Source organism: Bradyrhizobium sp. Unk1, from assembly GCF_059512345.1.
On the sequence record NZ_JCAMOP010000105.1, the window covers coordinates 1 to 6,773 of the forward strand.

Here is a 6,773-nt window from a genome sequence, read left to right on the forward strand (position 1 = left end):
AACGACAGCCAGGATACGGAAGCGTCGGCTGTCGGTCAGCGTGTCGCTGACGAAATCCAGTGACCAGCGCTGGTTCGGTCCCTGCGGCAACTCCATCGGAACCCGTGTTCCGAGAGCTCTTTTGCGTCCACCTCGCCGGCGAACCTGCAGCCGCTCCTCGGCATACAGCCTCAGCTTCTTGTGGTTGATAAGCACGCCTTACCGAAGGCATCACTTGCGACTTCATCGATCAATGGCAGCGTCGCTTTGCGTTACCGAAGGGAGCAATGGTATTCAATGGCTAGGATTGCGGCGACCTTCTCGGCTGGGTGACCGTATTCGTGCTAGAGCGCTCAGCGGCTTCCAATGGTACTTCGCACTGGCTCTCGGCGGGCTCGGCTATCAGCGCGGAATATGCGCTTCTAGAATCTATGGACGGTGTAGAAAGGCTCGGTCGCCGGAGATGCGTGTTTTTGAAGACGCACCCGATAGCCTAAGGCTCGCAAATAGCGAGCCAATCGACAAGCCGCGGCAAAACTCATGAGCCATTTTTAGCATTCTATCTAAGGTTGATAAAGGGAGCATTTGCGTACCCTGCCGTTACCCCGCCGATACCGCTCCATTGTTTACTGCTGCTAACGCAAGTACTTGCGGGCCGGGGCCGGCGGTTTAGCTAACCGCCGCCCTGGGCTCCTAGGGAGTCATTTACAAGTGCGTAGTGAGGGCCCGCCGCCTTTGGGGGCGGGTTGCATTTGCCCGCGCTACGGGGTCGCTAGAGGCCGGCCAGCGAGTGCCAATAAAGAGCAGGACAATGTGCTTGGTGCAGGGGTATTAAAATACCGTATACCGTAGGGGCCTAAGCCGCCGCCGGGTGAGGGCCATGCGGCGGCCGGTCTAGCCCAAGGTTCGTCCGCCTGGCGAGGTGAAGCAAGTGTCGACCAGCTGACGCCGCGTTGAGCCGCCTCGAACTGAAGAATGCGGCCCACTTAGCAATGGAGCGTGCTCAATCAGGTTGTCGGCGATGAATGGGGCGCGTCTCATTGAGTGGCTGGCATCGAACTCACGCTCAACCCCGGCAGCGGCGCGAGAGCGAACGTTGCCTGAGGTCGCAGAAGGGCCCATAATCAAACATTCTTGTCCAAGGTGATTGAGGCGCCACGAGTGCGGGACATCGGGCTCCTTCTCTTCGATGCGTGAGCCATTCGTCTTCGAGACAAACCGGAAACCGTACATCTACTAAACTTGTGAGCGTTTCTGACCTGAAGATTGACCATCTCGGAACTACTGCTTCGCTTTCAACATCCGTGTCGCTTCTCCACTCAGGTGGAATTTCCCCGCCAGTTTCTATTCCATAGCGGGCATAGAAATGAGCCCGCAATTCCATGGTTCGTACCCGCCACTGTCCGTGCGAACTCACAGAATGGAAAGGTTTGCTGACCTAAAGCTAACCGCGACCTTTGGTCGCTGAGGTTGGTTGAACACTCTTCACTCTTCACCCAGAGATAAAATAAACTTGGTGATTGGGCAAATTTCACTACAATTTCTCTTTAAGTCTAGCCCTTGCCATGGTCGCCGCTGAGCGGTTTGCCTTGTTGCCTGAAGTAGTTGGCTTGCAAATCGGCCTGTTAAAATCCGACCTTGTCGACTGCTCCGTGCCCACTCCGCTCCAACCTGGAAGGGCTGCCTTCAATTCGTATGCCGATTCCTCATCAAGGGGACCAGAACATGAGACATTCATACCGGAAACGTCTCTCGGTCCCAGCTCACTCGCCTACATCTTCGGTGGGCAGCAAACTCAGGTCCTCTCTCGCACGTGGATCTCTTATGGTCCGCGCAGTCCTGCTGAGCCTACTGACGTTCGCGGCGCTCCATCCTGTCTTGGCACAATCGTCAGATCAGGCGCTCCTTCTCGAAGAACTCAACACCGCGTATGTCCGCCATTTCGCAGGCTTGAATGTTGTCCCTCTCCTTCGAGGTTCTGCGGCGTATCGAGTTGGTGACTTGTGGGACGCATCAATGACGAAGCTCCTTGAAAGCAATGACAACTGCTTTCCTGGTTTAACGGTTCGCTCACAACGCTATGAGCTCCCGCGTATTAGCTTGAAACGGGAGGCCTCTGTGGGTTTCTTGCTCAGAGCAAAGCGGTTGTTTGCTCTTTCCGGGGCTGCGAACGATACGGTGGTTGTGGAGGTGATGTTCAAAGATGTTCTCGAGGAGCGCCTAGTTGAGGGTGATCTGGCGCGCACGTACAACAACGGCCGTTGTCCGATGGCCGCGCCCATAGTCAACAAGGAGCAAGCGCAGCCACCTACTCCTGTGATTATCGGTCAGCTTTACCGCGGGAGGCGGCAGATTGTGATCACCTATGGTGACAAAGCGTCGGCCACAGCAAAGGTCTCAGAGCTTGGCGCAATCGTAAGTGGCTTGCCCGTCAGCGTTCAAGCTGGTGGTCAACTAGCGCTTGATCGAAGTGTGATCGTTGCTGATCAAGAGAGCATTCCACTTGCGTTCGCGCCGGCCCTAATTCCAATGCTTTCGTCCGGAGTTCACATGGGTGGGAAGGACGTCAGTGATGCTCAATATAAGTGGACCGACTTTGATCCGAAGCGCGCCCCCTCACATCAAGCCGCTCTTGCCGAGCTGGCTTCCACCGTGGTCGGTGGCTTCACCTGGCAAGACGGCGGCCCATAGGCTCGCGGCTGCTCTGTTGCTTCTAGTTGTGACTGCTCCTCCGTCACCGGCCCAGATCGCGAGCGCGACCTATGGCCCTCGTGAGCGAGAAAAGACAGAAAAGGAATTCTTCCGTGCACTCAACGCCAGTAAAGTCGAAGACGCGCGGGACCTCATCCACAGCAGCTTAGCGCAAATTAGTGAACAGCAACGGCGCTCCCCCGAAATCTTGCGACTCCACAATCTTGCGGGTTACGCGCACCTTCTGCTGGATGAGTTCAACGCAGCCAAAGAGCACTATGAACAGGCATGTGCTGGTGCTCGCACGCATATACTAAAAGAAGTAGAGGCGCAGTGCGACTCGGGGCTCGCTTTGGTCAATGCTCCGCTGCCGGGCCTCCAGAAGGGAAACTCGAAAGCGACTGTCACCTTGGCACGTCGAGCGAAGGTATTGTCCGGCCAACAGGGGAAGCGCGGATTGGCGGGTATCTTAGCGGCGATTGCTCTATCGAGAGAACGTATTGAGGCGGATGATGCTCAAGGCGCTGAGCGCGAGATTTCTGAAGGTTCTGCCGAACTCGGCGCCGCGGCGTTTTTGATGCACCCCCCTCTTACCAAGCTAATCTTGGAGACATTTCTAAGGTCCGCGAAACTCTACGAAGTTCACGACAACACCAAGAAAGCAGCTGACGTCATCGTTAGGGCGTTAAAGTTCATCCGCCTCGCGTTTCGCCCGAATGACGCGGACATATTAGAGGCGATTTTGGACGTTAGCCTCGAAGCTGGACATGAGTCCGAATCAAGCCTCGTCCGCCATCAGGAGCTCAAGCCACTGGCGCTTTGGATGACGGAGGTTGCAATGTTGCAACGCGATGCGCCTCGCGCTTCCGACACGATGTCTTACGGGTCCCGCTTGCTGGTAAAAGCCGGTTACCATGATCTCGCGTCGGATCGATTGTTCAAATGGCACGCCCATTTGGAAGATCGCTTCGGATCACAGTCGGAAGAGGCTGCAAATGGCTTGGAAGAGATCGCGTCTTTGATGTCTGCTGCGGGAAAAGATGACATGGCGGAACGATTGAGTGCTCAAGCCAACGAAATTCTCGGGCACATTCGAAGCCAGCCGAACTATTATGAAAAATTTGACTTAGGCGCCGAAACCGTACGAAAGATGTTTGAAAAGAAGGAGGAGGTCGGAAGTTGGCACGATCTTACTTGGCAGTGCAATGACGCGGCGAAAAAATGTACGGTGGATCCACCACGGTCGATAGACGAGACCAACGCCTTCGCCGACAAGGCCATTCGGATCGCTAGCTTCATGAGCGGTCCCGAGGCAGCTGACTTTCTGGTTAAAGCCCGAAGGCACATCTTGAATGTGTCTGTCAAGTCGTCAGACCCGTCCCAGCATCTGGAACAAGAGAGATCGCTCAACGCGGAGGCAAGTCGAATCGAGAAGTCGACGTACCATATCTTGTTGCAAGGTGAACACTTCGATCATTGGGCGTTTCCACTAACGATAAGCACTATGGCCCGCCGCCTTGCTCTGACTGGCAATTGGCAGGCTGCGTCGCAGTTGCTTGAAGAGTCGTTGTTTCACGTTCGGTCCTCAGTGAGTGACAAGCACAACAATTTGCCTGAACTTCTGGGCGGCTATATCTTTGTTCTGAGGCATCAAGCCAAACAATCGGACAAGGTGGTCCGAGGTCAGTTGCAGAAGCTGTTCGAACACAGGCTGTCCCAGCTGATCGGATTTTCTCAGAAGTCGGGGCTCAGTCGAGAAACGGCACTAACTGCACTCGGCGAACTCATTAGGTATGGGGAGTTGGCCAAAGAATGGAATAGCACATCCGCAGCTGCCCGAAGCTTCGGCGAAGCCAAACGGCTCGTTGCTTCCGGCGCTGTACAAGCCGACCCGGGTATCCTCTTGCTCATCGAGCGCGAGGATAGGATTTCTGTTCAAAGTGCTTCTCGTCTGCGGGCAGTGCAGGATAAGACCAGAGAGGTGATGAATCGGATATCGGACGACGATCCGGAAAAGCCGCGCCAGTTACGTGAGGCAGCGGAGGACTTCATTGAGCAGGGCGTTGGTCACGAGTTTGCATTAGAGTTGGTTCGAAAGGCAAATTCGTTAACGAGGCGTTCCATAGTGCGGGATTTGGAGCGCGCACCTCTGTCGGCACATGAGCAGTTTCGTGGCAATGCAATCAGGATGGACCCGGACATCTTTCTACAATTGCGCTTGGTGGCGCACTTGCCCGGTGGTCAGCAAGATGCGGCAGCGCGAGAGGCACTAGAAATACTTCAATGGCGCGCATTTGGACGGGCCGCGGACGCACTAATTCGATCCGCCGCTAGATCGGTACTCGAGCCGGCGTTCGTACCATCTGCTCGGGCAGTTGACAGCGCCACGGTAGGTTGGCGGCAAGCACGGGACGAGCTCTTCGGGCTTTATGCGACAGGCTTGGGTGACCAGAAGGAGGAGCCATTAAAACGGCTAGAGCTAAATGCAGCGCTGCTAGTTTCAGCGAAAGCGGCTATGGAGACGCAGTCTCCAGAATACAAGCGGTTAACGTCATTAGACGGAATGACGATTCAGGACGTGCGTCAGCATCTGTCCGATGATGAGGGATTGATCTACATTGCGTTCAATGAACAGCACGGGTTCGTCGCCGTTGTTATTACTCGGTCGAAGTCGAGGGTTGTTGATCTAGAAGAGCGGCTGCTCACTCGCAACAAGACGTTAAATACGGTCACCGCCGCAATTGACAAAGTTTACAGTTCCATCCGAAGCAGGGATAAGGACTTCGATCAGGATAGCGCCCACTTTCTATACGACGCCATCTTCAATCCGCTGCAGGAATATTTGGCAGCAATTCATCGATTGGTAATCGTTTCAGACGACCGGATTAGCGCAATTCCCTTTCCGGCCCTGGTTGCGCGACCCTCCGAGAAGAACGCGCGCGTACCGCGTTGGCTTGTGGACCGTTTCGCAGTGACGGTGCAACTCTCTTTGGCTAGCTTCGTGGCACTTCGATCGACAGCACCGAACTCGGCCAGCAACGCGTTTTTGGGATTTGGGGACCCGATTGTGCCTCCGGAGCTCCGGGAGGGGTGCCCGCCGTTGTCGCTTTTTGGCCCGTCAGGCGCCCAAGCAAGCCGCCGGAGCGGCATCGCGCTCTGCCCGTTACATCAAACTCGTGATCAGCTAAATTCATTGGCTATTGCGTTAAAGGCCGACGCGGCGCGGTCGAACTTAGTTGGTCCCGACCTAAAGAAAAGCTCCGTAATTGACCGACTGAAGACCGCGACAAGTATCGTCGCATTTGCGACGCACGCGCTAATTGCTGCAGAGGCCGCAGTTGAAGCGGGAGTTAAGGAGCCTGCTTTGCTTTTGTCTGCGGGCACAAGCCCGGATGTTCGCGATCGATGGCTTACAATGCATGAGATAGAATCGCTAAACATCGATTCTGATCTGGTTATTCTTTCGGCCTGCAACGCGGGCGCGGGTGACACGAATGATGCCGAAAATCTTTCGGGGCTTGCCCGAGCGTTCTTCGAGGCTGGAGCGCGAGGCCTTCTCGTTACATATTGGAGCATCGACGTTTCTCGAACGACAGATCTACTCGAAGCCGTTGCGTTGCGATGGGCGGGAACCCCTAATGTGCCGGTTTCTGTATTGCTTCAGCAAGCAATGATTGCGCAAAAGGGAAAGCAAGAGCACCCGCGCCACTGGGCGATGTTTGCCTACATTGGTCGGTAGAAATGCACAACGTCCGGCTCAACTGCCTGAAGGCGAACAGGCTTGAAGGGTAACCAGGTGAATTGCGCACTGGTCGTGGTTCGTCTTGTCACGTAGGCATACGGAGTTAGCAATCCATTCGTCGGCGTGGGGAAGGCGTCTGCCGATGCCCTTGACGAGAAAGGTGAGCGACGGAGTGGCCAACGCGCTTCACGCTCAAAGTGACTGAGAATCCCGACCACGATGAAGGATGCGGACCCTGGCCATACGAGGAAGCTTGTGGGGTCTGACCTGAGCCCCAAAGGTCATCCAGCGATGGGCGGAATCCTTTGGTCATTTGCTCTGAGACCATTCTTTGGACCGCCGGAGGCTGGAGTTTTCCGGC

2 protein-coding genes and 1 pseudogene are annotated in these 6,773 nt (G+C 55.5%); 2 read left to right on the forward strand and 1 reads right to left on the reverse strand.

The window, feature by feature from the left end:
• Positions 1 to 198, reverse strand: a pseudogene (locus AC5ZFO_RS46675) (IS3 family transposase); the annotation flags it as partial.
• A gap of 1,797 nt (positions 199 to 1,995) precedes the next feature.
• On the opposite strand from AC5ZFO_RS46675, the gene AC5ZFO_RS46680 reads away from it, so the two are divergent.
• Positions 1,996 to 2,670, forward strand: a complete 675-nt coding sequence (locus AC5ZFO_RS46680) for a hypothetical protein (protein WP_496124093.1) — start codon at positions 1,996 to 1,998, stop codon at positions 2,668 to 2,670.
• A gap of 16 nt (positions 2,671 to 2,686) precedes the next feature.
• Positions 2,687 to 6,409, forward strand: coding sequence for a CHAT domain-containing protein (locus AC5ZFO_RS46685; protein ID WP_496124094.1), 3,723 nt, complete (start codon positions 2,687 to 2,689; stop codon positions 6,407 to 6,409).
• Positions 6,410 to 6,773: the final 364 nt, after the last annotated feature.